The organism is Pseudomonas sp. LBUM1640, from assembly GCF_059716225.1.
On the sequence record NZ_CP166816.1, the window covers coordinates 2,159,604 to 2,181,478 of the forward strand.

At 61.1% G+C, this 21,875-nt stretch carries 19 protein-coding genes; 11 read left to right on the top strand and 8 right to left on the bottom strand.

The genetic code is table 11. The annotated features are described in order from the left end of the window. Positions 1 to 37: 37 nt before the first annotated feature. Positions 38 to 454, bottom strand: a complete 417-nt coding sequence (locus ACA065_RS09750) for an OsmC family protein (RefSeq protein WP_497694317.1) — start codon at positions 452 to 454, stop codon at positions 38 to 40. 140 nt (positions 455 to 594) lie between these two features. Here ACA065_RS09750 and ACA065_RS09755 point away from each other — a divergent pair, with 140 nt between their 5' ends. Beyond that, complete coding sequence (locus ACA065_RS09755; protein ID WP_497694318.1) at positions 595 to 1,617, top strand: amidohydrolase family protein; 1,023 nt, start codon at positions 595 to 597, stop codon at positions 1,615 to 1,617. Positions 1,618 to 2,521: 904 nt separating this feature from the next. Here ACA065_RS09755 and fabB read toward each other — a convergent pair. The 5 genes from fabB to ACA065_RS09780 form a co-directional block, all read right to left on the bottom strand. Then, positions 2,522 to 3,742: a beta-ketoacyl-ACP synthase I gene (gene fabB, locus ACA065_RS09760; RefSeq protein ID WP_017134470.1), complete on the bottom strand. Its 1,221-nt coding sequence runs from the start codon at positions 3,740 to 3,742 to the stop codon at positions 2,522 to 2,524. Between the two features lie 11 nt (positions 3,743 to 3,753). Then, entirely contained in the window at positions 3,754 to 4,269 is a 516-nt protein-coding gene (gene fabA / locus ACA065_RS09765) for a 3-hydroxyacyl-[acyl-carrier-protein] dehydratase FabA (RefSeq protein WP_003210552.1), read from the bottom strand. Positions 4,270 to 4,518: 249 nt separating this feature from the next. Beyond that, entirely contained in the window at positions 4,519 to 6,420 is a 1,902-nt protein-coding gene (locus tag ACA065_RS09770) for an ATP-binding protein (RefSeq protein WP_497694319.1), read from the bottom strand. Continuing rightward, on the bottom strand, positions 6,417 to 7,346 hold the full coding sequence (locus ACA065_RS09775) for an ABC transporter substrate-binding protein (RefSeq protein WP_497694320.1): 930 nt from the start codon (positions 7,344 to 7,346) through the stop codon (positions 6,417 to 6,419). Before ACA065_RS09775 ends, ACA065_RS09770 begins: the two co-directional genes overlap by 4 nt. Position 7,347: 1 nt before the next feature. Then, positions 7,348 to 9,468 carry a TonB-dependent receptor plug domain-containing protein gene (locus tag ACA065_RS09780; RefSeq protein ID WP_497694321.1) on the bottom strand — a complete coding sequence of 707 codons (2,121 nt, stop codon included), beginning with the start codon at positions 9,466 to 9,468 and terminating at the stop codon, positions 7,348 to 7,350. Between the two features lie 195 nt (positions 9,469 to 9,663). Between ACA065_RS09780 and ACA065_RS09785 the strand changes: the two genes are divergently transcribed. From ACA065_RS09785 to ACA065_RS09825, 9 genes are all read left to right on the top strand, one after another. Continuing rightward, positions 9,664 to 10,689: an NAD(P)H-dependent glycerol-3-phosphate dehydrogenase gene (locus ACA065_RS09785; RefSeq protein ID WP_197623358.1), complete on the top strand. Its 1,026-nt coding sequence runs from the start codon at positions 9,664 to 9,666 to the stop codon at positions 10,687 to 10,689. Between the two features lie 10 nt (positions 10,690 to 10,699). Beyond that, a complete protein-coding gene (locus tag ACA065_RS09790; protein WP_497694322.1) occupies positions 10,700 to 11,047 on the top strand; it encodes a DUF4389 domain-containing protein in 348 nt (115 codons plus the stop codon). Further along, positions 11,044 to 11,493, top strand: a complete 450-nt coding sequence (gene sixA / locus ACA065_RS09795) for a phosphohistidine phosphatase SixA (RefSeq protein ID WP_497694323.1) — start codon at positions 11,044 to 11,046, stop codon at positions 11,491 to 11,493. Before ACA065_RS09790 ends, sixA begins: the two co-directional genes overlap by 4 nt. Before the next feature lie 1,620 nt (positions 11,494 to 13,113). Next, the gene (locus tag ACA065_RS09800; RefSeq protein WP_497694324.1) at positions 13,114 to 14,763 is read left to right on the top strand and encodes an AMP-binding protein; all 1,650 of its coding nucleotides are present in this window, start codon (positions 13,114 to 13,116) and stop codon (positions 14,761 to 14,763) included. A gap of 30 nt (positions 14,764 to 14,793) precedes the next feature. Further along, positions 14,794 to 15,237, top strand: a complete 444-nt coding sequence (locus ACA065_RS09805) for a hotdog fold thioesterase (RefSeq protein WP_497694325.1) — start codon at positions 14,794 to 14,796, stop codon at positions 15,235 to 15,237. A 97-nt stretch (positions 15,238 to 15,334) separates the two neighbouring features. Further along, entirely contained in the window at positions 15,335 to 16,138 is an 804-nt protein-coding gene (locus ACA065_RS09810; protein WP_497694326.1) for an alpha/beta fold hydrolase, read from the top strand. Next, positions 16,135 to 16,989 (top strand): alpha/beta hydrolase, encoded by an 855-nt coding sequence (locus tag ACA065_RS09815; RefSeq protein ID WP_497694327.1) that lies wholly within the window; start codon positions 16,135 to 16,137, stop codon positions 16,987 to 16,989. The genes ACA065_RS09810 and ACA065_RS09815 overlap by 4 nt, the downstream gene beginning before the upstream one ends. 102 nt (positions 16,990 to 17,091) lie before the next feature. Further along, positions 17,092 to 17,910: a DUF4892 domain-containing protein gene (locus tag ACA065_RS09820; protein ID WP_497694328.1), complete on the top strand. Its 819-nt coding sequence runs from the start codon at positions 17,092 to 17,094 to the stop codon at positions 17,908 to 17,910. Positions 17,911 to 17,982: 72 nt separating this feature from the next. Then, positions 17,983 to 19,044, top strand: coding sequence for an AI-2E family transporter (locus ACA065_RS09825; RefSeq protein ID WP_395608376.1), 1,062 nt, complete (start codon positions 17,983 to 17,985; stop codon positions 19,042 to 19,044). Here the strand turns inward: ACA065_RS09825 and ACA065_RS09830 are convergent. Next, a complete protein-coding gene (locus tag ACA065_RS09830; RefSeq protein ID WP_497694329.1) occupies positions 19,041 to 20,075 on the bottom strand; it encodes a sensor histidine kinase in 1,035 nt (344 codons plus the stop codon). The genes ACA065_RS09825 and ACA065_RS09830 overlap by 4 nt on opposite strands. Continuing rightward, positions 20,075 to 20,839 (bottom strand): response regulator, encoded by a 765-nt coding sequence (locus ACA065_RS09835; RefSeq protein WP_106580678.1) that lies wholly within the window; start codon positions 20,837 to 20,839, stop codon positions 20,075 to 20,077. Before ACA065_RS09835 ends, ACA065_RS09830 begins: the two co-directional genes overlap by 1 nt. A gap of 260 nt (positions 20,840 to 21,099) precedes the next feature. Here ACA065_RS09835 and pyrF point away from each other — a divergent pair, with 260 nt between their 5' ends. Then, positions 21,100 to 21,798 carry an orotidine-5'-phosphate decarboxylase gene (gene pyrF, locus ACA065_RS09840; RefSeq protein WP_497694330.1) on the top strand — a complete coding sequence of 233 codons (699 nt, stop codon included), beginning with the start codon at positions 21,100 to 21,102 and terminating at the stop codon, positions 21,796 to 21,798. Positions 21,799 to 21,875: the final 77 nt, after the last annotated feature.

Genomic DNA, 21,875 nt, shown 5'->3' on the forward strand with positions numbered 1-21,875 from the left:
GCTGCTTGAGCATAACCCGCTCGACAGTGGATTGGCGCTATTGGCTGAAGGCGCCTTCGGACAATTTAGTCTCAATGGTGACCTCGGCGGTGGTCATCAGTTTGTGCACCGGGCAGCGATCAGCCACGCGGTGCAGTTCGTCGCGCTGCTCATCGGTGAGTACGCCCTTGAGCGTCAGCTTGACGTTGAGCTTGTATTTGCCCTGTTGCTCCTCGGTGCTGTCGTGGCTGACCTCCACGGTCACGCCGGTCAGCGGGATGTCTTTCTTCTGGGCGTAGAGCTTGACGGTCAAGGCCTTGCACGAGGCCAGGGCGGCGTCAAAGTAATCGTGGGGGGAGGGCGCCGAGTCATCGCCGCCCAGGCTCTTGGGCAGGTCGGTGAACAGTTCGTGATTATTGATATTCACACTGTGGCGAAAGTTGTCTTGGTTCAGGGTGTTGACGGTAACAGGCATGGTGAACCTCACAGGTTGGCAGTAAGAAGCTCATGCAGTTATAGAACATGCTGGCACTTGGGTGTTCCGTGTGTGTTGGCTGATGAACCCTGGCGTGAGGCGCAAGGTCTACCTGTATTAGCCTATATCGAGGTTTTACCGTGCCCTGGACCCGCCTGAGTATCGCCCTGTTGCTCGCCGCCGCCAGCCTTGCTGTGCAGGCGCGCGACTATGCCTACAGCGACGCGCACCTGCACTACGTGGATTTTTTCCAGGAAACGGCCGGCATGGACACCTTGCTCAAGGCGATGGCCGACGCGCGCATTGAACATGTGATGATTTCCGGCATTCCCGTGGCGAAAAAATGGCATGAAGACGAACCCAAGCGCCCGCGTTACTACGCCGGTGACGATGCCGATGCCTATTGGTACAGCGCGACAGACGTGATCGTTGCCGCTGCGGTGAATAAGCTCACGCCCGAGCAGCGTCAGCATTTCCATCCGTTTCTGTCTGGTTTTAACCCTAACGACAAGAACTCCGCCGCCCACATCCAGCGCATGCTCGACCTCAACCCTGGGCTGTGGCAGGGCATCGGCGAAGTGTTCACGCGCCACGACGACCTCACGGCCTTGACCGCCGGCGACACCCCGCGCGCGAACAACGAAGCCATGACGCGCATCTATCACCTCGCCGCCGAAAACGACCTGCCGGTGATGCTGCATTCCAATATCACCTCTAAACGCGAGCGCAACCCGCTGTACCTGGCGGAAGTGGAGGAATCCCTGCGTAACCACCCGCACACCCGCTTTATCTGGGCCCATGCCGGCACCAGCAAGGAGATCCACCGTCATCAGGTGCAGATGGACTTTCTACTGCCGACCTTGAACCGGATGTTGGAGGCGTATCCCAACCTGTACATCGACCTCTCCTGGAGCATGCTCACGCCGTACTTGCTCGATGAGGCGGGTAAGCCTCGGCCTGAGTGGGTAACGCTGGTGGAGCGCTTCCCGGAGCGCTTTATGCTGGGCTCGGATGTCGTAGGGCGCTTCAACAAGCTGGGTAAGGAAATGCGCCGCTTTGATCCCTTTCTGGATGCGCTACCCGAAGATGTAGCCCGCAAAGTGGCGCGCGATAACTTCCTGGCCATTCTGCCGAAACCCCCTCGCGATGAGCAGGCACATTGATATCGCCTTTTCGTCTTACGCAAAGTCGGTAAAGCGCCGATACCTTTCAGGAGACCTGCTGCAGGTGGATGCAGCGCAATCAAGATCAAAAGCAAGAGCACGGCGGCCTAGTAGCCGACCTGAGTGGTAGAAGCAAAAGCAGGGCAACAGCAGAGCAAAAACAGATCAGAAGCAGAGCTGCTTTTCTGTGGGAGCTGGCTTGTCGGACCGCCGAACCGCTGCGATGCAGACACCTCGGTACATCAGTAAGACACAGTCGATGCCTTCGCAGGCAAGCCAGCTCCCACATTTGACCGAGTACACACATCTACCTGATGTACTGATCTCAAAATGTGGGAGCGGGCTTGCTCGCGAATGCGGTGGGTCAGTTACAAATAAGCTGACTGACACACCGCATTCGCGAGCAAGTCGAACCGTCGCACCGCCCCTCCCACAATTAGACCGAGAACAGCTTCAGTAAACAGGTCGGCTGTCAGGCCGCCTTGGCTTTGCTTTTGATTCAACCACTCAGGTCGGCTACCAGGCCGCCGTGCTGTAGATCTTGATCTTGATTTTGATCTTAGGCGCCCCGTTAAACCACGCTGGCCGAACGCAGGCTTTGGAGCGGGGGTAAACCGGCAGGACGCCGGTTTAGCCGCGCTGGGCCAGGGATGGCCCATCGCGGCGGCCCCCGCTCCAAAGCCTGCGTGAGGGCACACCGAGCCGGAGGCGAGGTGCCGAGTGGTGGGGCAAGAGCCTTTTGGTTACTTTTGGGCTCTTTTCAAAAGTGACCCGCTGTAAGAGCGGAACCCATATCAGCCATCACCTAAATAACGGATATGTACCCAGCCCAATCCAACCCAACTCCCATAAAAAAAGCCCCGAACCAGTCGGGGCTTTTTCATGTGATCAACCTGCGGGGGGCTTACTTACCCTGCCAGCGTTTCAGTACCAGAGTGGCGTTGGTGCCACCAAAGCCGAAGCTGTTGCTCATCACGGTATCGATTTTGGCGTTTTCAACGGTCTTGGTCAGGATCGGCATATCAGCCACAACCGGATCAATCTCGTCGATGTTGGCCGAACCGGCCATGAAGTTGCCTTCCATCATCAGCAGGCAGTAGATCGCTTCGTGTACGCCAGCGGCGCCCAGGGAGTGACCGGACAAGCTCTTGGTGGAGCTGATGGCCGGAGCCTTGTCGCCGAATACCGCGCGCACGCCTTCCATTTCCTTGGCGTCGCCGACCGGAGTCGAAGTGCCGTGGGTGTTCAGGTAGTCGATTGGGGTATCAACAGTGGACATGGCCATCTGCATGCAACGGATCGCACCTTCACCGCTTGGCGCAACCATGTCGTAGCCATCGGAAGTAGCACCGTAGCCGACGATTTCCGCGTAGATCTTCGCGCCACGGGCCAGAGCGTGTTCCAGCTCCTCGACCACTACCATGCCGCCACCGCCAGCGATGACGAAACCGTCACGCTTGGCGTCGTAGGCACGGGAGGCCTTTTCCGGGGTTTCGTTGTACTGGGTGGACAGCGCGCCCATGGCGTCGAACAGGAACGACTGGCTCCAATGTTCTTCTTCACCGCCGCCGGCGAATACGATGTCCTGCTTGCCCAGCTGGATCTGCTCAACCGCAGTACCGATGCAGTGAGCACTGGTGGCGCAGGCGGAGGAGATCGAGTAGTTAACGCCCTTGATCTGGAACGGCGTGGCCAGGCAGGCCGAAACGGTGCTGCCCATGGTCCGTGTTACACGGTAAGGGCCAACGCGCTTCACGCCTTTTTCGCGCAGGATGTCCAGCGCTTCCATTTGGTTGAGGGTCGATGCGCCGCCGGAGCCGGCGATCAGGCCGGTGCGTACGTTCGAAACCTGGTCTTCGCTCAGGCCGGAGTCGGCGATGGCGTCTTTCATGGCCAGGTAGGCGTAGGCGGCAGCGTGGCCAACGAAGCGATAGATCTTGCGATCGATCAGTTCTTCGAGGGGCAGGTCGATGGAGCCGGAAACCTGGCTACGCAGACCCATTTCGGCATATTCCGGGTTGAAACGGATGCCAGGGCGACTTGCACGCAGGTTAGCGGTGACGGTCTCTTTGTCATTGCCCAGGCAAGAAACAATGCCCAGACCAGTGATAACGACGCGGCGCATGCGGATAACCCTTAAAAGTTGTCAGTGGAAGTGAATACGCCGACCCGAAGGCCTTCGGCAGTATAGATTTCGCGACCGTCGACAGTCACCGAACCGTCGGCAATAGCGAGGTTCAGCTTGCCCTTGAGGACGCGCTTGATTTGAATGTTGTAGGTGACTTTCTTGGCGGTCGGCAAGACCTGGCCAAAGAACTTCACTTCGCCCGAACCCAAGGCGCGGCCGCGGCCCGGCAGGCCTTGCCAGCCCAGGTAGAAGCCGACCAGTTGCCACATGGCGTCGAGGCCCAGGCAACCTGGCATGACAGGGTCGCCCTCGAAATGGCAGGCGAAGAACCACAGGTCAGGGGTGATATCCAGCTCGGCGACCAATTCACCTTTGCCGTACTTGCCACCTTCTTCGCTGATATGGGTGATGCGATCCACCATCAGCATATTCGGGGCGGGCAGTTGCGCGTTACCTGGGCCGAACAGCTCACCGCGACTGCAGCGCAGCAGGTCTTCCCGAGTAAAGGCGTTTTGTTTGGTCATGCGAGCTCCTCAATAATCCCATGCGGCAGGGTAGGGCAAATCTTCCCGAACCGGATGAAGCGTTCATGCCTCATACCGGCAGCCTACACATAGACTATTGCGTTGTAGTGAAAGTCACAGCGATAAGGTACTGAATGTACACTTGTTCACTGAAATTTTAAACCGGGCCTGTTTATGGGCCCGTTCGGGTGCCTAAGACTGCCGCACTTTCGTCTTTCACGCCAGTCGCAGTTGGTTGATGGCGCGGCGCTATTGCAGCCAACGCTGCAGGATTTGCTGCAAATCCGTGCGTTTGAACGGCTTGGCCAGGTAATCGTTCATTCCGGCAGCCATGCACGCTTCGCGATCGCCCTGTAATGCGTTCGCGGTCAGGGCAATGATCGGCAGATCGGCGCAGCCGGGCAGTTGGCGAATCTGACGGGTGGCCTCGTAGCCATCGATCAGCGGCAAGCGGCAATCCATCAGGATCGCGGTGAATATCAGGCTCTCGGCACTGCGGATGGCCTCGGCACCGTCGGTGGCCAGGCTCACTTCAAAGCCCAGGCTGCGCAGCATTGCTTCAACCACGGTGCGGTTGACTGGGTTGTCCTCCACCAGCAATACATGGCGGCCATCGCCGGCGCTGCTCTTGCCTTCGGCGCGCGGGGCAATCGTCGGCAAACTCTGCTGGTCGATGGCCAGCGGGATTTCCAGGGTAAACACCGAACCCCGGCCTTCTTCGCTCTGGGCACGCAGCGTGCCGCCCATGCGTTCGGCCAGCGTGCGGGCGATCGGCAGGCCCAGCCCGGTGCCGCCGTAACGTCTTGAAATGGAACTGTCGGCCTGCTGGAACGCGTCGAACATCAATTCCAGGCGTTCGGCGGAGATCCCGATGCCGCTGTCACGCACGGTGCAGGTGAACCACACCAATTCATGGTCGAGGGTTTGCCAATGGGGCTCGACGGTCACCGTGCCGTGTTCGGTGAATTTCAGCGCGTTGCCAATCAGGTTCACCAGAATCTGCCGGATACGGGTGGGGTCACCCTGCACGCGCAGGGCGTCCATGCCCAGTGGGATCGGTAACTCCAATGCCAGCCCGCGTTGCTGGGCGCTGTGCTGGAAGGCCTGGGCACAACTGCTGATCAGGTCCGCGAGGTTGAACGAAATATGTTCCAGTTCCAGCGCGGCGCGCTCGATGCGCGAGAAGTCGAGGATGTCATTGATCACCTTGAGCAAATGCTCGGTGGACTCAGAAGCGAGTGCCGCGTACTCGGTCTGCTCCTCGGTCATCTCGGTGGTTTCCAGCAGTTGCAACATGCCCAGCACGCCGTTCATGGGCGTACGCAACTCGTGGCTCATCATCGCCAGGAAATCCGACTTGGCATTGTTCGCCCGTTCGGCTTCCTCGCGGGTCTGGATCAACTGGGCCATGGCCTGGTGCTGTTCGCGGCTGGCCTGGTTGAGGCCCTCGGCGAGGTTATTGATATGGCGCGACAGATCGCCCAGCTCCGAGTCATCCACAATCGGCAGCGGCGTCTTGTAGTCGCCTTGCTGGATAGCCTTCACCGCGTGGCCCATGGCGCTGATCGGCTGCGACAAGCTGGCAGCCAGGCGCCGCGCCAGCAGGAAGGTAAATAGCAGCGCGAACAGGGCGAGGATGCCGGCCTTGAAGAGGATTTCCTGTTGGCGCTGGCTGAATGCGTCGTTGGACATGCCGACAATCACCCGGCCCAGGTAATCCGCGCGCGGTGCCTTGGGTTCGTTGAGGTTGTCCTGGAAAAAGTCATTGCCCAGTTGGATATGTTGCAGGCGGATGGGCGCCTGGAACACTTTGACCGACAGCGAACGGTCGTGTTTTTCCGACGGCTGTTCGACGTACACCAAAATGTTCTCGGCGCTGTCCTGAATTTCGAGGAAGCGCACGTGGGGCGTGGCCAGGGTTGCGCGCAGCAGGCTCTCGAGCACGTCGTTGTTGCCGGAAATCACCCCATATTCGGTGGCGGGCGCGAGTTGGTTGGCGATCAGTTGGCCGGTGTGGTCCAGTTCCTGGCGCAGGTCCTGGATACGCACGAAAGTAAAGAAGCTGATCAACAGCAAGGTCAACAACAGCGCCGGGCCCAGGGTGATGAGCTGGGTGCGGGTGTTGATGTCCCAACGACGGCGCAAGGTCATGGACGTTTTTCTCCTTCGGCCAATCGGGCGGCGACGGCGACTTCGTCAACCTGTTCGATTCCCAGTGAGCGTGCGACTTGCGGGTTACTGGCGACTTTGAAGTGTTCCGGGTACAACGAGCGCGGCCAACTGGCGGGCGGGTGGTCCAGTAGCCGGTCGAGTACATTCAGCCAGTCGGCCTGGTCGCTGTAAGTGCTGGCCAGGCTGCCGGCCTTGACGAACCCGGCATTGGGGCCCACCAGCGGTAGCTGCTGGGCGTAACTGCTGAGCAACAGGTTCTTCACGGTTTTCGGGTTGTACAACTGCGGGTCGTCGAGGCCGAGCAGCACGTCACTGTTCTTGAGCAGGTTTTGCAACGCACGGCTGTCATTAATGTTGTCCCAGAGCTGCGGCACGATCTCCAGCCCGATCGGCGTCGCATAATCGCGCAGTTCCTGCAGCAGGAATTGACTGTCGATGCCGTAGAGCACGCCGATGCGTTTTGCCTGCGGCAGGATGCGGGCGATCAGGTTGAGCTGGCGCGCAAGCGGCGGGTCGCTCCACAGCAGGCTGATTTTTGCCGGGTAAGTGTTGCCCAGGCGCTGCCGGGCTTGCAGGCGGCTGATGCGCAGCACCAGGGTCGGCGGGCCTTGGGCATCCTGCAGGCGCCAGTCGAGACCGGGCAGGTCCAGCAGGATCAGGCGGGTGTTGGCCGGCAAATGGCTCGGTGCCGGCAGGTTTTTGAGTGCAGTGAAGGTCACGTGGTCTTCGGGACGCTGCTGGGCAAGGGCCTGGGCAAAAGCTTGTACACCGCCACCGTCTTCGGCGGCGGTCAGCAGAATGTCGGCGCTCCAGGCCGGCGCGGCCAGCAGCAGGCACACCCATAACAAGGCGCGCCTCCAGAGGCGTAAAACAAACAAGACGGTCATCCGTGACTGATCGCCCATGTCAGAACTCTAATTCCGCGCTGAAGTAGAGGACGTGGCGACTGTCGTAATTGTTGTCGGCAAAGGTGGTGGGCTGGTTATCGAGGCGTTGTTGCAACATGCCGGCCAGCTCCACGTTGGCTTTGCCCAGGGCCATGCGCTTGGCCACGCGCAGGTCGACCCGTTCGAAGCGATATCTGTTGAGTGCGTCGTCACCATAGTAGAACAACGCACTGGACCAGCCGTGGCCCCATTCACGCAGCCAGCCGGCCGAGCCGCTGTTGCGCGCGGTTTGTGCCTTGTCCAGCGGGTTGCTGGAGGTGGCGTCGACGTAAGCATAGGTCAGCCGCAGACGGTCGGCGTTGCTCATGCGCCAATCGAACTGCGATTCGGCACCGGTGAACCGCGCGCTGTTGGCGTTGCTGGCAATGTATTGGTTGTTGCGCAGCGGCGAGCTGATCATGTCGGTGATTTCGTCGTAGAACAGTTTCACGTCGACATTCAGCCCGAGGTCGGCAAAGAAGCCGTTGTAGCCCAGCTCGCGCGAACGCATCAACTCTTTATCGAGGTTACCGGGGCCGCGTGTTACTACAAAATATTGCCCGGAGTTTTGTCCGTAGGCCGGGGAGCTCAGGTTGGTGACGCGATAGCTCCAGTTGACGTTGTTCTCGAACATGTCCGGTGAGCGAATCGCCTCGGAATACACCGCCCGCAAACCGTGGCGCGGGTTGATCAGGTAGTTGACCGCCACACGCGGCGTCAGCGAGTTGCCGCTCAAGTGGGTGTCTTCGTACATCGCGCCGCCTTGCAGCAGCCAGTGTTCGCTGGCACGCCATTCCAGGTGACCGAACAGGCGCCAGGTGGTGTCGTCGAGCGTGCCATTGAAGTAGGTGTCGGAGTCGGCGCGGTCATAGCGGTAATTCATGCCGCTGACCAGGCGCAGGCTGTCGGAGAGGCTCAGGGTGTCCTGGATCTCGAGGTCGTAGCGGCTTTCGCGGGTGCTTTGGTCGATGTCGCCGCACACGGGGTTTTTGCCGTCGCCAGCCCATTGCTGCAGCACTTGTTCGGCCAGCGCCCGCTCGGCGCTACTGCCAGGCGGTGGGTTGCCGGGCGTGTAGGTGTTCATATGCCGGGCCAACTGTTCGGCATAGTTGGGGTTAAGCTGCCACAGCTGGGTCAGTTCCGGGCTGAACGACACCTTGGCGTCACAGGCTTTCCACACCTGTTGACGGTCCCATTGCTGGGCCGAGCCCTGGATGTACAGGCTGTGTTCGGGGTTGAAATCAAAATTCCAACGTAAGGAACCGGCATAGTCCTTGGCGGTGACGTCGGAATTGGTGCCGCCTTCGGTAATCCCGGCGAATACCGGGGTGTAGGTATAGGGCCGCTGGTTGCTGCCTTCTTTGGCGTCGAGTTGCACATCAATGCTCTGCTGCGCGTTCAGGGTCTGGCTCACGGCCAGGCTGAAACGACTGAGGCGGCGGTTGTCACGGCGGTCGGCACCGACCTTATCGCTGTCAAAACCATCGTCCTGTTGCCCGGACATCGACAGGCGCAAGTCGCCGGTCTCCCAGCCCACGCCCTGGCTGGCGTAGAAGTCGTTGATCCCGCGCTCGCCACGGATCACTTTGACCCGTGAACCGTGGCTGTTGGAGGGCGAACGCGTGAGGATGTTGACCACCGCCATCAGGGCATTGGCGCCATAGCTGACCGTGTTGGGGCCGCGAAACACCTCGATACGCTCGATGTCTTCCATGGCCACTGGAATATCACTCCAGTCCACCGTGGCCAGGCCTGCGCGGTACACCGACCGCCCGTCGATCAACACCTGCATGCGCCGTGCATCGCTGGCACTGGTGCCGTGGTAGTTCACCGCTGCCTGGTTGCCGGTGGTGTAACCGACCATCATCCCCGGCACCAGCCTTAGCAACTCGGCGATGTCCCGCGCACCGCTGGCCTTGATCAACTCACTGTCGATCACGGTCATGCTGCCGGGCACGGCGGCGGCCGATTGTTTGAGGCGTGTGGCCGTCAGTACCTGGGGCAGCGGCTGGCTGTCGAGAAACAGGTCATCCGCCAACGCAGGTGCGCCACACAACAGCATCAACAATAGAGATGAACGAGGAGGAGGGCCCAAATACACGGCACGGCCTTGATAATTACGGATAGCCGCCCATGTTAACTGAGGTGGGGCCATTTGCCAGTCGTCGCACTGGCAATTACTTCACACAGACTTGGCATTTTCCGACAAGCGTATGAATTGACACGGGGGCTGGCCGCAAGCGGGTCGGCCCGTATAATGCGGCCATCGCCACTGGTATGGATTAACGGATTGCATATGACTGAACAGCGCCCTATTGCGGTCCTGGGAGGCGGAAGTTTTGGTACCGCCGTGGCAAACCTGCTGGCCGAAAACGGCCACGCGGTACGCCAATGGATGCGCGATCCCGAGCAGGCCGAGGCCATCCGCGTCCACCGTGAAAACCCCCGTTACCTTAAAGGCATCAAGATCCACCCGGCGGTCGAGCCGGTGACCGACTTGCTGGCTACGTTGACTGACTGCGACCTGTGCTTTGTCGCGCTGCCTTCCAGCGCCTTGCGTTCGGTGCTGGCCCCCCACGCCGAACGCCTGGCGGGCAAGCAACTGGTCAGCCTGACCAAAGGTATCGAGGCACACACCTTCAAGCTGATGAGCGAAATCCTCGAAGAGATTGCCCCGCAGGCGCGCATTGGCGTGCTGTCCGGGCCGAACCTGGCGCGGGAAGTGGCTGAGCACGCGCTGACGGCCACCGTGGTCGCCAGTGAAGACGAGGCACTGTGCGAGCGCGTCCAGGCGGTGCTGCATGGCCGTACCTTCCGCGTTTACGCCAGCAGCGACCGTTTTGGCGTCGAGCTGGGCGGGGCGTTGAAAAACGTCTACGCCATTATTGCCGGCATGGCCGTGGCCTTGGGCATGGGCGAAAACACCAAGAGCATGCTGATCACGCGGGCCTTGGCGGAGATGACTCGCTTTGCGGTGAATCAAGGCGCCAACCCGATGACGTTCCTGGGCCTGGCGGGCGTAGGCGACTTGATCGTCACCTGCTCGTCGCCCAAAAGCCGCAATTATCAGGTCGGTTTCGCGTTGGGCCAGGGCTTGAGCCTGGAAGACGCCGTCACACGCCTGGGCGAAGTCGCCGAGGGCGTCAACACACTCAAAGTGTTGAAGGCCAAGGCCCAGGAAGTCGGCGTGTACATGCCGCTGGTCGCCGGGCTGCACGCGATCCTGTTTGAAGGGCGCACCTTGAACCAGGTCATCGAGTTGCTGATGCGCGCCGAGCCCAAAACCGATGTCGACTTTATTTCCACCAGTGGTTTCAACTGAGGAACGCGCTATGAACGATCCCAAAGCTGCCCCTAAATACGAGTCCATTCTCCTGCGTATCCTGTGGATGCTGGTGTTTGCCCTGGTGTGGCAAGTCGCGCAGTTCCTGCTCGGTGCTTTGGTGGTGGTGCAGTTGGTGTATCGCCTGATTTACGGCGCGCCAAACCTGGGCCTGATGAATTTTGGCGACAGCCTCAGCCAGTTCCTTGCGCAGATCGGCCGTTTCGGCAGCTTCCACACCGAGCAAAAACCCTGGCCGTTCGCCGATTGGCCGACCCCGCGCGCACCCGAGGGCGAAGCCGCCCACAGTGTGCCGCCGGCGCCGCATCCGGTGCGCGATGAAGAGCCGAAACTATGAAACTGTGGGTTTTGCGTCACGGTGAAGCCGAATCCCATGCTCCTTCTGATGCTGAGCGCAACCTCACCGAGCACGGCCGCGGCGAAGTGTTGCGCAGTGCTGCGCAGCTGATTGGCCAGCCGATCAGTGCCATTCTCGCCAGCCCGTATGTGCGCGCGCAGCAAACTGCGCACCTGGTGCGTGACGCGTTGGGGTTTGAGCCGGAGATTCGTACCGTGCCGTGGCTGACGCCGGACAGCAGCCCGCTGCAGGTGCTGGACAAGCTCGACACCGATGACAATGTGCTGCTGGTCAGTCACCAGCCCTTGGTGGGCAGCCTGATCAGCTTTTTGCAGCATGGTCATCTGCGTCAGCCGCAACCGATGCACACCGCCAGCCTGGCGGAGCTTGAAGGGGATTTTCCGTTGGCGGGGTTGATGAGCCTGGTGAGCGTGAAGAACCCGTAGGGGCAGAGTACATATCCGTTATTTGGGTAACGGCTTCTATGGGTTCCGCTCTTACAGCGGGTCACTTTTGTAAAGACACAAAAGTAACCAAAAAGTCTTTGCCCCACCACTCGGTGCCTCGCTTAGGCTCGGCATGCCCGCACGCAGGCTTGAATCCGTGGGCCGCCGCGATGGGCCATCCTTGGCCCAGCGCGGCTAACCCGGCGTCCTGCCGGGTTGCCCACGGATTCAAGCCTACGTTCGGCCATCGTGGTTAACGGGGCCTGTCAGATCGAAATCAAAAGCAGATCAAAAGCAGAGCACGGCGGCCTAGTAGCCGACCTGAGTGGTTGAAGCAAAAGCAGATCAAGAACAGAGCAGAAGCAGAGCTGCTTTTCTGTGGGAGCTGGCTTGCCTGCGATGCAGACACCTCGGTACATCAGGTACACCGAGTTGATGCCTTCGCAGGCAAGCCAGCTCCCACATTGACCGAGTACACACATCTACCTGATGTACTGAGCTCCAAATGTGGGAGCACGGCGGCCTAGTAGCCGACCTGAGTGGTTGAAGCAAAAGCAGGGCAACAGCACAGCAAGAACAGATCAGAAGCAGAGCTGCTTTTGTGTGGGAGCTGGCTTGCCTGCGATGCAGACACCTCGGTATATCAGGTACACCGAGTTGATGCCTTCGCAGGCAAGCCAGCTCCCACATTGACCGAGTACACACATCTACCTGATGTACTGAGCTCCAAATGTGGGAGCACGGCGGCCTAGTAGCCGACCTGAGTGGTTGAAGCAAAAGCAGGGCAACAGCAGAGCAAAAACAGATCAGAAGCAGAGCTGCTTTTGTGTGGGAGCTGGCTTGCCTGCGATGCAGACACCTCGGTACATCAGGTACACCGAGTTGATGCCTTCGCAGCGGTTCGGCGGTCCGACAAGCCAGCTCCCACCTTTGACCGAGTACACACATCTACCTGATGTACTGAGCTCAAAATGTGGGAGCGGGCTTGCTCGCGAATGCGGTGGGCCAGTTACAAATAAGCCGACTGACACACCGCCATCGCGAGCAAGTCGAACCGTCGCACCGCCGCTCCCACATTTAACCCAGTTCAGCTTCCAAGATCAGGTCGGCTGTCAGGCCGCCTCGCTTTGCTTTTGATTCAACCACTCAGGTCGGCTACTAGGCCGCCGTGCTGTAGATCTTGATCTTGATTTTGATTTTGATCTTAGGCGCCCCGTCAACCATGCTGGCCGAACGCAGGCTTTGGAGCGGGGGTAAACCGGCAGGACGCCGGTTTAGCCGCGCTGGGCCAAGGATGGCCCATCGCGGCGGCCCCCGCTCCAAAGCCTGCGTGAGGGCACACCGAGCCGGAGGCGAGGTGCCGAGTGGTGGGGCAAGAGCCTTTTGGTTACTTTTGGGCTCTTTTCAAAAGTGACCCGCTGTAAGAGCGGAACCAATCTCAGCCATCACCCAAATAACGGATATGTACCCAGCGCCCCAGCGACCCCCCCACTACTCAGCCCATAAAAAATACGTGCAGCCACCTACGCCCCTAGGATAGATCACCGCTTCGTGTGTGCTATATAGTCAACCAAGCAAGTGCTTGGTTGGCTATCATCGGATCACAAAGGAGCGCGCCCCATGCCTGTCGCTTTTCGTTTGCCGTTGCAGGTCTTCTTCGAACGTGAAGCGCGGCACCCGCGCAAACCCTTTCTGGTGCAGCCGATGGGCGGTGGCGAGGTACAAACGCTCACCTGGGGCGAGGTCGGCCACCAAGCCCGTTGCGCCGCGCACTGGCTGCGCGCCCGCAACTTGCCCCAGGGCTCGCACATCGCCCTTATCTCGAAAAACTGCGCGCACTGGATCATCGCCGACCTGGCGATCTGGATGGCCGGGCACGTCTCGGTGCCGCTGTACCCCAACCTCACCGCCGACTCCATCGCCCATGTGCTGACCCATTCCGAGGCGGCGCTGGCGCTGATCGGCAAGCTGGACGACTGGCCTGCGATGGCGCCGGGTATCCCGCCCGGCTTGCCGACCATCAGCCTGCCACTGTGCCCGGCCGGTGACTTCGATTACCGCTGGGCCGACCTGCAAGCCTGTTCGCCGATCCAGGGCAACCCTGAACCGGCCGCCACGAGCCTGGCCACCATCGTCTATACCTCCGGCACCACCGGCTTGCCCAAAGGCGTGATGCAAACCTTTGGCGCCTTGGGCTTTGCGGCCACGCGGGGCACTGAGTTGTTTGGCCTGGGGGAGGGCGACCGACTGCTGTCCTACCTGCCGCTGTGCCATGTGGCCGAGCGGATGTTTGTGGAGCTGGCTTCGATCTACACCGGGCAAACCGTGTATTTCGCCGAGAGCCTGGATACCTTTCTGGCGGATCTGCGCCGGGCACGGCCAACGGCGCTATTCGGTGTGCCGAGGATCTGGACCAAGTTCCAGATGGGCGTCTACAGCAAGATCCCGCAACAGCGCCTCGACGCCCTGTTGCGCCTGCCCTTTATCGGCAAGCGCGTCGGCCATAAAGTCCTCGCGGGGCTGGGCCTGGACGCGCTGCGTATTGCATTGTCCGGCGCAGCGCCCGTGCCCGAAGCCTTGTTGCGCTGGTATCAGCGCCTGGGGCTGGATGTGCTGGAGGTGTATGGCATGACCGAAAGCTGCGGCTATTCCCACGTTTGTCGCCCCGGCCAGCAGACGCTTGGCTGGATCGGCCTGCCGTGCCCTGGCGTTGAAGTGCGCATCGACGCGACGGGCGAAGTGCAGGTGCGCAGCGGCGCGACCATGCTCGGCTATTTCAAGGACCCGCAGAAAACCGCCGAAACGCTGACCGCCGATGGCTTCCTGCGCACCGGCGACAAGGGTGAACAAGATGCCGATGGCCGCCTGCGCCTGACCGGGCGGCTCAAGGAAATCTTCAAGACCAGCAAGGGCAAATACGTGGCCCCGGCGCCGATTGAAAACCGCCTGGCCGAACATGCGCGGGTCGAGCAGGTGTGCGTGGTCGGTGATGGCCTCACGGCGCCGATCGGCTTGTGCGTGTTGTCGGCGGGCAATCAGGACCGACAGGCACTGAGCACCAGCCTTGAACGCTGGCTGGCGCAGGTCAACGTGGCGTTGGACAAACATGAGCGCTTGCGCCAACTGGTGGTGGTGAAAGACAGCTGGGCGGTAGAAAACGGCTTTCTGACGCCGACCTTAAAGATAAAACGCAACGTGATCGAATCGACCTACGGCACTTATTTCCAGGCGTGGAGCGAGCGTACCGAAGCCATTGTGTGGCAGGATTAGGGTCGTAATAAAACCAATAAGGACAACTTCATGAGCTTGTGGCGCACCCAACCGAATATCGAGCAACTCAATGCCATCCAGAAAAACACCATTGGTGAGCTGCTGGATATCCGCTTTGAACGCTTCGACGACGAATCCCTCACCGCCAGCATGGTGGTCGACCCTCGCACTCATCAGCCTTACGGCTTGCTGCACGGCGGTGCATCGGTGGTGCTGGCCGAGAGCGTCGGCTCCATGGCGGCTTACCTGTGTATCGATGCCAGCAAGTTTTATTGCGTGGGCCTTGAGGTCAACGCCAACCACCTGCGCGGTGTGCGCAGCGGGCGGGTGACGGCGGTGGCGCGGGCGATCCATATCGGCCGCACCACGCAAGTGTGGGACATTCGCCTGACTAGCGATGACGGCAAGGCCAGCTGTGTATCGCGCCTGACCATGGCCGTGGTGCCGCTGGGCGAGAACCCGCCGGCGCGATAGGCGTGGCGTGAGTGTCATCATTCCTGGCAGTTACAGTCATTGCTGTGTTGCCCAGGCGTGGTGACAATCCACTTCTGTTTTTGTAGATGAGTCCGGTATGTCGCAGCACGTGTTTTTTGCTCACGCCAATGGTTTCCCGTCGGCCACCTACGGCAAGTTGTTTGCCGCCCTGGCCCCGGAGTACACCGTGGCTCATTTGCCGCAGCACGGTCACGACCCCAGGTTTCCGGTGGACGACAACTGGCAGAACCTGGTGGACGAGTTGATCCATCATCTGCAGCTGCAACCGGAACCAGTGTGGGGCGTGGGCCATTCCCTGGGTGGCGTGTTGCATTTGCACGCGGCCCTGCGCTGCCCGCAGCTGTACCGGGGCGTGGTGATGCTCGACTCGCCGGTGCTGACCCGCGCCGACCGTTGGGTGATTCGCGCCGCCAAGCGCTTCGGCTTTATCGACCGCTTGACCCCGGCCGGCCGCACCCTGGGCCGCCGTGAAGAATTCACTGACCTGGATGCCGCGCGCAGTTACTTCGCCGGCAAGAGCCTGTTTCGCGGGTTCGACCCGGAGTGCTTTGACGCTTACCTGCAACATGGCCTGCAACAGGTCGGCGATCGTCTGCGCCTACGCTTTGATCCGGCTACCGAAATCAGCATCTACCGCGGCGTGCCGCATACCAGCCCCGGCCAGGTTCGCCAACTGAAAGTGCCGCTGGCGGTGGTGCGCGGCCGTCAGAGCCGGGTAGTGATGCGCCACCATGCCAGCGGCGTCGACCGCCTGCCCATGGGCGAAATGCTCACCATGCCTGGCGGCCACATGTTCCCCCTTGAACGCCCTCAGGACACTGCGACCTTGATCAAGAACGTGTTCTCCCGCTGGCAAGCCCGCGAGCGCAGTTGCGCATGAGCACACCGGTCGAAGAAGTCCGCCTGAGCCTGCCGCACATCGAGTTGGCGGCGCATTTGTTTGGCCCCGAGGACGGTCTGCCGGTGATCGCCCTGCATGGCTGGCTGGACAACGCCAACAGCTTTGCGCGACTGGCGCCCAAGCTGCACGGTTTGCGTATCGTTGCGTTGGACATGGCCGGCCATGGGCATTCGGCGCATCGCCCTGCGGGGGCCGGTTATGCCTTGTGGGATTATGTCTTTGATGTGCTGCAGGTCGCCGAGCAACTGGGTTGGAAACGTTTTGCATTACTTGGCCACTCCCTCGGCGCCATCGTTTCGATGGTGCTGGCTGGCGCCTTGCCGGAACGCGTGACGCACCTGGGGTTGATCGACGGTGTGATTCCGCCGACCGCCGCTGGCGAGAACGCCGCTGAGCGTCTGGGCATGGCGTTGCAGGCGCAATTAAACCTGCACGGCAAGCGCAAGCCGGTCTACAGCAGCCTGGATCGGGCGGTTGAAGCGCGCATGAAAGGCGTGGTGGCGGTCAGCCGTGAAGCCGCCGAACTGCTGGCCCTGCGCGGTTTGATGCCGGTGCCGGGGGGTTACACCTGGCGTACCGACAGTCGCCTGACGCTCGCCTCGCCGATGCGCCTGACCGATGAACAGGCGATGGCTTTCGTGCGGCGCGTAGGTTGCCCTACGCAGTTGGTGGTCGCGGCTGACGGCATGCTGGCGAAACATTCCGAATTGCTTTCTCAGCTACCTTTTACGGTGAACACGCTGCCGGGCGGCCATCATTTACACCTTAATGATGAGCCCGGCGCGATCCTTGTTGCAGACTGTTTCAATCGGTTCTTCCACGCGCCTTGACTTGGCGCGGGCAACTGCCGAGGCTGGGCGGATTGAAAGGGAGTCAACCATGTACGATCTCAACACCGCTGCGAACTCCGATGGCCAGGGCACACCGATCCGATGAGCCTGCGTAAAGGATGTATCCGTGCCCTCGGGCTGTGCTGCTTCAGCCCTTTGGTGTTCGCCGCCGACGTGCCGGGAAGCCAGGATTTACCGGCTGTGTCCCGCCAGGTCGATGCGCAAATCGTCGATTACCGCCCCGCTGAAGAAAAGGAACGCATCTACCCGATGGGCGCGATCCGCAAGATCAGCGGCCAACTGCGTTACGAAGGCCAAGCCACGGCGCGCGGCCAAACCACCGCCATTACCTATGAACTGCCCGCCGAACACACTTCCAGTGCCGCGTTTACCGCGACGCGTGAAGCGTTGCAGGCCAAGGGCGCGCAGCTGCTGTTCTGGTGCCAGGCCCGCGATTGCGGCGAAAGCAGCCTGTGGGCCAATGAAGTGTTCGGCAACGCCAAGCTGGTCGGCGCCGATGGTCAGCAGGAATACCTGCTGTTGCGCCTGGCGGCTCCGCAGGACAACGCCCTGGTGGCGCTGTATGGCATCACCCGCGGCAACCGTCGCGCCTATTTGCATGTAGAGCAACTGGACGCCAGTGCGCCGCTGGGGGACTTGTTGCCCACCTCGGCCACCTTGCTGCGCGAACTGAAAAGCACTGGCGAATTGGACTTCCCCGCGCTGGGTGCCGAACCTGACGCCACCTGGCTGACCCTGATTTCCCGTGGCTTGAACCTCGACGCCACGTTGCGCGTCAGCTTGACCGGGCCGACCGCCGAAGCCTGGCGCCAGGGCCTGATCGACAGCGGAGTACGCGCCGCACGCCTGGAAACCGGCACCGGTGAGGCTAAGGGTTTGCACCTGCATCTGATACGCTGACCGTCACAAGGCGAACGGACCCGCGCCGTTCGCCTAAGCTCTCTTCCTACAGTCTTCTTTTCGAGATACCCGATGCTCAATAACGATCGCCTACTGGTGCAAATCCTGCTGCTGGTGCTGTTTGGTGCCAGCTTCTGGGTCATGGCGCCGTTCTGGTCGGCGCTGTTCTGGGGCGCGGTGCTGGCGTTTGCCAGTTGGCCGCTGATGCGCTTGCTGACCCGCTGGCTGGGTGGCCGCGAATCTCTGGCGGCGGGCATCCTGACGCTGGGCTGGATGTTGCTGGTGGCGGTGCCGCTGGTGTGGCTGGGGTTCAACCTGGCCGACCATGTGCGTGACGCCGTGGGCCTGATCAAGGATATCCAGGTCGACGGCCTGCCTGCCGCGCCGACCTGGCTGGGTTCGATTCCTTTTGTCGGCGAGCGCCTGGTGGCAACGTGGGACAGCATCGACCAGCAGGGCGCGGCGCTGATGGTCAGTATCAAGCCCTACCTGGGCCAGGTCGGCAATTGGCTGCTGGCGCGCAGTGCGCAGATTGGCGGCGGTATTCTCGAGCTCACCTTAAGCCTGGTGTTCGTGTTTTTCTTCTACCGGGACGGGCCACGCCTGGCGACCTTTGTGCATCGTCTGTTGGAGCGCCTGATCGGCGACCGCGCCGGTTACTACATCGAACTGGTGGCTGGTACGGTACAGCGGGTGGTTAACGGTGTGATCGGCACCGCCGCCGCCCAGGCGTTGCTGGCGCTGATCGGTTTTCTGATCGCCGGCGTGCCGGGCGCGCTGGTGCTGGGTATTGTCACCTTCCTGCTCAGCCTGATCCCCATGGGCCCGCCGCTGGTGTGGATCCCGGCCACGGCCTGGCTGGCCTGGAAGGGCGATTACACCTATGCGGTGTTCCTCGGGGTGTGGGGCACGTTCATCATCAGCGGCGTCGACAACGTGCTCAAGCCTTACCTGATCAGCCGCGGTGGCAACTTGCCGTTGGTGATTGTGCTGTTAGGCGTGTTTGGCGGGTTGATCGCCTTTGGCTTTATCGGCCTGTTTATCGGCCCGACCTTACTGGCGGTCGCCTACAGCCTGCTGACGGATTGGAGTGCGACCCAGGCTCAGGTCCGCCGCGAAGACAAACCCCTTTAAGCCCTCGGCAACCACATCACGGCGGTCAAGCCGCCGCCTGGGGTTTCCTCCAGGCTCAGGTGGCCGCCGAGGCGTTCCACGGCTTCCTTGGAAATCGTCATGCCCAGGCCGACGCCACCGGAGTTGCGGTTACGTGAGCCTTCCAGGCGAAAGAACGGCTCGAACACGGCCTCACGCTTATCGGGCGCAATGCCGGGCCCATGGTCGATGACACGAATGACCAGCGCCCCGCGGCTGTCAGCCAGCTCGATACGCGCGGTGCCCGCATAGCGCAGGGCGTTGTCGATCAGGTTGTTCAGGCAGGAGCGCAGCGCCATCGGCTGCACCTGCAAAGGCGCGCACGTGCCGGCGAACTGCACATCAGAACCCTGATCCTGGGCGTTTTCACTGAGGGATTCGACCAGCGCCTGCACGTCGAGCCAGTGCCGCGTTTCGCTGGTGCGCTGTTCATGCAGGTAGCTTAAGGTGGCGTCGAGCATCCCGATCATGTCGTCCAGGTCCTGGCGCATCTGGCCTTGCAGCTTGGTGTCTTCGATCTGTTCCAGACGTAGCTTGAGGCGCGACAGCGGGGTGCGCAGGTCATGGGAAACCGCGCCGAGCATGCGCGCGCGTTGGCTGACTTGCTCGCGGATGCGTTTTTGCATCAGGTTGAACGTCGATGCAGCCTGGCGCGCCTCCCGAGGCCCGGACTCATTGAGGGGCGGGCTGTCGAGGTCGAGGCTCAATCGTTCGGCGGCGGCGCTCAGGCGTTGGATCGGCCGGCTCAACAGTTTTGCCCCGTACCAGGCGGCGATAATCAGCGAAATAAACTGGAAGGTCAGCGGCACCACCGGGCCCCCAAACCAGGAGCGATGGTGCCGGGGCAGGGGCTTCATCGTGCCATCCGGCTGCTCGACGAAGGTTTCCTGAGGTGGCGGTGGCGGCGGGCCGTAGTGGTGAAACCAGAAGAACGCCAGCGCATGGGCCAGCACAATAGCCACCAGCAATACGCCGAACAGCCTGCCGAACAGCGTATTGAAGCCGTTGCGCATCAGCCGATATCCCGAGCGTCGAACAGGTAGCCTTCGCCGCGTACGGTTTTGATCAGCTGCGGTGCTTTGGGGTCATCTCCCAGCTTCTGGCGCAAGCGCGACACCAGCAAGTCGATGCTGCGATCAAACGCCTCGATGGAACGGCCACGCGCGGCATCCAGCAATTGTTCACGGCTCAGCACGCGGCGCGGACGTTCGATAAACACCCACAACAACCTAAATTCGGCGTTGGACAGCGGCACCACCAGCCCGTCGTCCGCTACCAACTGGCGCAGTACGCTGTTGAGGCGCCAGTTGTCGAAACGAATATTGGCGCGCTGCTCGGTACGGTCATCGCGCACCCGGCGCAGGATGGTCTGGATACGCGCCACCAGCTCGCGGGGTTCGAAGGGTTTGGACATGTAGTCATCGGCGCCCAGTTCCAGGCCGATGATGCGGTCGGTGGGTTCGCAGCGCGCAGTGAGCATCAGGATCGGGATGTCCGATTCGGTGCGCAGCCAACGGCACAACGACAGGCCGTCTTCGCCCGGCAACATCAGGTCGAGCACCACCACATCGAAGGTTTCGGCTTGCATGGCGGTGCGCATGGCGGTGCCGTCGGTGACGCCAACGGCGAGAATATTGAAGCGTGCCAGGTAGTCGATCAGCAGTTCACGGATCGGCAGGTCGTCATCGACGATCAGCGCACGGGTGTTCCAGCGCTTGTCTTCGGCGATCACCGCGCCTTTTTGCTCTTCGTTTACAGAGACGGTAGGGGTATGCATAGTGCGATCATCTGCCTGGTTGTTGCTGTCAGCATAGGCGCCCAGCTCCATGGCTGGAAGTGCTGGACGGGCGGTCATGTGCGCGAGGCTAGACGCGATGCGTGTTGTGGGCATGTCGTGAATGTATCAGCCTTGACACAATTGCTCGAAATGCCGGGTTATGGGCGCTTGATCAGTATTTTACCGATCATCGGATCCCGCAACGGCGCTGCTTGCGCTACAATCCGCGCCGATTTCGACTTGCCTGAGAGCCCATTCCAATGTCCGTCTGCCAGACTCCTATCATCGTCGCCCTGGATTACCCTACTCGTGACGCCGCACTGAAGCTGGCTGACCAGTTGGACCCCAAGCTTTGCCGGGTCAAGGTCGGCAAGGAACTGTTCACCAGTTGCGCGGCGGAAATCGTCGGCACCTTGCGTGACAAAGGCTTTGAAGTGTTCCTGGATTTGAAATTCCATGACATCCCCAACACCACGGCCATGGCGGTGAAAGCGGCTGCGGAAATGGGCGTGTGGATGGTCAACGTGCATTGCTCCGGTGGCCTGCGCATGATGAGTGCCTGCCGCGAGGTGCTGGAACAGCGCAGCGGGCCGAAACCGCTGCTGATCGGTGTGACGGTGTTGACCAGCATGGAGCGTGAAGACCTGGCTGGCATCGGTTTGGATATCGAGCCTCAGGAGCAGGTGTTGCGCTTGGCGGCCCTGGCGCAGAAGGCTGGCCTTGATGGCCTGGTGTGTTCGGCGCTGGAGGCCCAGGCGTTGAAGACTGCGCACCCGTCGTTGCAACTGGTCACCCCGGGGATTCGCCCGGCGGGCAGTGCGCAGGATGATCAGCGGCGCATTCTGACTCCGCGTCAGGCCTTGGATGCGGGTTCGGACTATCTGGTGATCGGTCGCCCGATCAGCCAGGCGGCGGATCCGGCTGCAGCGTTGGCGGCGGTGGTTGCTGAGATTGCTTGATCGCTCAGTGGGGCTCTGATTGGGTACATATCCGTTGCTGCGGTAACGGCCGCTTAGGGTTCCGCTCTTACAGCGGG

Bases quoted from the DNA above. Each gene is read 5' to 3' on its own strand.
- ACA065_RS09750 (WP_497694317.1), bottom strand. From the start codon at position 454: ATGCCTGTTACCGTCAACACCCTGAACCAAGACAACTTTCGCCACAGT.
- fabB (WP_017134470.1), bottom strand. From the start codon at position 3,742: ATGCGCCGCGTCGTTATCACTGGTCTGGGCATTGTTTCTTGCCTGGGC.
- fabA (WP_003210552.1), bottom strand. From the start codon at position 4,269: ATGACCAAACAAAACGCCTTTACTCGGGAAGACCTGCTGCGCTGCAGT.
- ACA065_RS09770 (WP_497694319.1), bottom strand. From the start codon at position 6,420: ATGACCTTGCGCCGTCGTTGGGACATCAACACCCGCACCCAGCTCATC.
- ACA065_RS09775 (WP_497694320.1), bottom strand. From the start codon at position 7,346: ATGGGCGATCAGTCACGGATGACCGTCTTGTTTGTTTTACGCCTCTGG.
- ACA065_RS09785 (WP_197623358.1), top strand. From the start codon at position 9,664: ATGACTGAACAGCGCCCTATTGCGGTCCTGGGAGGCGGAAGTTTTGGT.
- ACA065_RS09790 (WP_497694322.1), top strand. From the start codon at position 10,700: ATGAACGATCCCAAAGCTGCCCCTAAATACGAGTCCATTCTCCTGCGT.
- sixA (WP_497694323.1), top strand. From the start codon at position 11,044: ATGAAACTGTGGGTTTTGCGTCACGGTGAAGCCGAATCCCATGCTCCT.
- ACA065_RS09800 (WP_497694324.1), top strand. From the start codon at position 13,114: ATGCCTGTCGCTTTTCGTTTGCCGTTGCAGGTCTTCTTCGAACGTGAA.
- ACA065_RS09805 (WP_497694325.1), top strand. From the start codon at position 14,794: ATGAGCTTGTGGCGCACCCAACCGAATATCGAGCAACTCAATGCCATC.
- ACA065_RS09810 (WP_497694326.1), top strand. From the start codon at position 15,335: ATGTCGCAGCACGTGTTTTTTGCTCACGCCAATGGTTTCCCGTCGGCC.
- ACA065_RS09815 (WP_497694327.1), top strand. From the start codon at position 16,135: ATGAGCACACCGGTCGAAGAAGTCCGCCTGAGCCTGCCGCACATCGAG.
- ACA065_RS09820 (WP_497694328.1), top strand. From the start codon at position 17,092: ATGAGCCTGCGTAAAGGATGTATCCGTGCCCTCGGGCTGTGCTGCTTC.
- ACA065_RS09825 (WP_395608376.1), top strand. From the start codon at position 17,983: ATGCTCAATAACGATCGCCTACTGGTGCAAATCCTGCTGCTGGTGCTG.
- ACA065_RS09830 (WP_497694329.1), bottom strand. From the start codon at position 20,075: ATGCGCAACGGCTTCAATACGCTGTTCGGCAGGCTGTTCGGCGTATTG.
- ACA065_RS09835 (WP_106580678.1), bottom strand. From the start codon at position 20,839: ATGCATACCCCTACCGTCTCTGTAAACGAAGAGCAAAAAGGCGCGGTG.
- pyrF (WP_497694330.1), top strand. From the start codon at position 21,100: ATGTCCGTCTGCCAGACTCCTATCATCGTCGCCCTGGATTACCCTACT.